The sequence below is a fragment of the Curtobacterium sp. B18 genome, from assembly GCF_000333375.1.
GTDB lineage: Bacteria > Actinomycetota > Actinomycetes > Actinomycetales > Microbacteriaceae > Curtobacterium.
Genome location: NZ_BACZ01000504.1, coordinates 1 through 2,534, shown reverse-complemented (window position 1 = coordinate 2,534; position 2,534 = coordinate 1). Strand labels below are relative to the sequence as shown.

2 protein-coding genes are annotated in these 2,534 nt (G+C 69.7%); one reads left to right on the top strand and one right to left on the bottom strand.

Annotated elements, in window-relative coordinates; genetic code table 11:
* Nucleotides 1-26: 26 nt before the first annotated feature.
* Nucleotides 27-1,157: a multiple monosaccharide ABC transporter substrate-binding protein gene (gene chvE, locus I5E_RS13300; protein ID WP_022907420.1), complete on the bottom strand. Its 1,131-nt coding sequence runs from the start codon at nt 1,155-1,157 to the stop codon at nt 27-29.
* Nucleotides 1,158-1,336: 179 nt separating this feature from the next.
* Here chvE and I5E_RS13295 point away from each other — a divergent pair, with 179 nt between their 5' ends.
* Nucleotides 1,337-2,377, top strand: a complete 1,041-nt coding sequence (locus tag I5E_RS13295) for a LacI family DNA-binding transcriptional regulator (RefSeq protein WP_022907419.1) — start codon at nt 1,337-1,339, stop codon at nt 2,375-2,377.
* Nucleotides 2,378-2,534 lie beyond the last annotated feature (157 nt).

Below are 2,534 nucleotides of genomic sequence, written 5' to 3'. Positions count from 1 at the left end.
GCCTCCAGTCCCGAAGGTGAAGGGGACTACTTCAGGTCGGCCTCGGTGTAGTAGCCGGAGTCGACGAGGACTTCCTTGTAGTTGTCCTTGGTGACGATCGTCGGCTGGAAGAGGTAGGTCGGGACGACCTTGACCTTGTTGTCGTAGCTCTTCGTGTCGTTGACCTCGGGCTTCTTGCCGGTGAGCAGGTCCTCGGCCATGGTGACCGACTGCTTGGCGAGCTTGCGCGTGTCCTTGTAGATGGTCGAGTACTGCTGACCGGCGATGATCGACTTCACGCTGGCCTGCTCGGCGTCCTGGCCCGTGATCGTCGGGAGCGGTCGGTCACCCGAGCCGTACCCGGCGCCCTGCAGGGCCGAGATGATGCCGATCGAGATGCCGTCGTAGGGCGAGAGGACGCCGTTCAGCGTCGTGCCGCCGGAGTACGACTTCGCGATGAGGTTCTGCATGCGGGCCTTGGCGGTCGCCGGGTCCCACTGCTGCGTCGCGGCCTGCGAGAGCTGGTCCTGGCCGGACTGGATCTTCAGCGTGCCGTCCTCGAGGTACGGCTTCAGGGTGTCCATAGCGCCGTTGAAGAAGAACCCGGCGTTGTTGTCGTCGAGCGAGCCGGCGAAGACCTCGATGTTGAAGGGGCCCTTCTCGCTGGTCTTCTTGCCGTCCGCGTCGAGGACGCCGAGGCCCGTGAGGAGGCTGGTGGCCTGGTCGACGCCCACCTTGTAGTTGTCGAACGACACGTAGTAGTCGACGTTCTTGTTGCCCGTGAGGAGGCGGTCGTAGGAGATCACCTTGATGCCGGCCTTCGCGGCGGCGTCGAGCTGGTCGGAGAGCGCTCCGCCGTCGATGGACGCGATGATCAGGACCTTCGCGCCCTTCGTGATCATGTTGCTGACCTGCTGCGCCTGCTGCTGGACCTTGTTGTCGCCGTACTCGAGGTCGACCTTGTAGCCGGCCTTCTCGAGGTCGCTCTTGACGGCGTTGCCGTCCTTGATCCAGCGTTCCGAGACCTTGGTCGGCATCGCGACGCCGACGAGGGCGCCCTTGTTGTCGCCGCCACCGTCACCGCTGCCGGTCGCTCCACGTCCCCCTGCGGAGCATGCGGCCAGGCTGACTGCCAGCCCGACGGCCACGATCCCCGCTGCGATCTTGCGCTTCATCATCGAAGTACCTCTTGTTCCTCTCACGTCGTCCTCGACGCGCTGGGTGTGGGCTGCTGTGGCCCGTGGGTGCTGCTCAAAGTGAGCGCTCACATCATGTGGGTTGTTTCACGGGGTGTCAACTCGTCGTGATCGTTTCGCGACCTTTCGTCGGTTCCGAGTGCCGGGGGTACGGTTGCGACGTGACGAACACGACGGCCCCCGGGGGCAAGCGCCACAAGGCGCCGACGATCTTCGACGTCGCCGAGCGCGCCGGGGTGTCGCACCAGACCGTCTCCCGCGTCATCAACGGCGACCCGACCGTGCGTGACCAGTTCCGGGAGCAGGTCGCGGCCGCCGTGACCGAGCTCGGCTACCGTCCGCGAGCAGCGGCCAGGGCACTCGCCGGCGGGCGCAGCCGGGCGCTCGGGATCGTCAGCACCGGCGACGCGCTGTACGGTCCGTCGAGCACGGCGATCGGCTTCGAACGTGCCGCGCGCACCGCCGGGTACCACGTGCTGCTGTCCACACTGCCCGAGGACCCCGTGCCCGCCGACCTCTCCGGGGCGCTCGCCTCGCTCCTCGCGCAGGACGTCGCCGCGGTCGTGCTGGTCGCCGCCGACAACCGCGTGCTCGATGCGCTCGCCTCACTCGTCGTCCCCGTGACGGTCCCCGTCGTGGTGGCGAACGCCGTGCAGCCCGACGCGGTCAGGACCGGAGCGGCGCCGAACGTCGCCGCGGTCGCCATCGACCAGGCCTCCGGGGCGGTACTCGCCCTCGACCACCTCTTCGCACGCGGGCACCGGCGCATCGTGCACCTCGCCGGTCCGTCCGTGTCGCAGGAGGCCGAGGTCCGCCGCGCCACCTACGAACGGGTCATGACCGACCGGGGGCTCGAACCCGTCGTCCTCGCTGGCGACTGGACGCCCGCGAGCGGCTTCCGTGCGGCGCAGTCGATCGACGTGCACACCGTGGACGCCGTCTTCGCCGGGAACGACCAGATGGCGCTCGGCGTGCTGCACGCCTTCGCGGAGGAGGGGCTCCGCGTCCCGGACGACATCGCCGTGGTCGGCTTCGACGACATCCCGGAGGCGGCGCACTTCACCCCGCCGCTCACCACGGTGCGGCAGGACTTCATGGCCATGGGGGAGCGGGTGCTCGACTCCGTCCGGGCGCTCGTCGAGGGGCGGTCCCACGATGACCGGCTCCTCGCGCCCGAGCTCGTGGTGCGCCGGAGCGCGTAGGGCGCGCGGGCGCTGGGGCGCGGGGGCGCGGGGCTGAGGGCGCTGGGCTGGGGGCGCGGGGTTGGGGAGCGCGGGCTGCGGAGCGTGGGCTGCGGCGGGCGCGGAGCGCGTGCTGCGGCGGGCGCGGCGCACGGTGCGAGGTCCGTCGGTCGGTGCG

What these genes read in the sequence shown, in the direction of transcription:
- chvE (WP_022907420.1), bottom strand. Translation starts at nt 1,157, where the DNA reads ATGATGAAGCGCAAGATCGCAGCGGGGATCGTGGCCGTCGGGCTGGCA.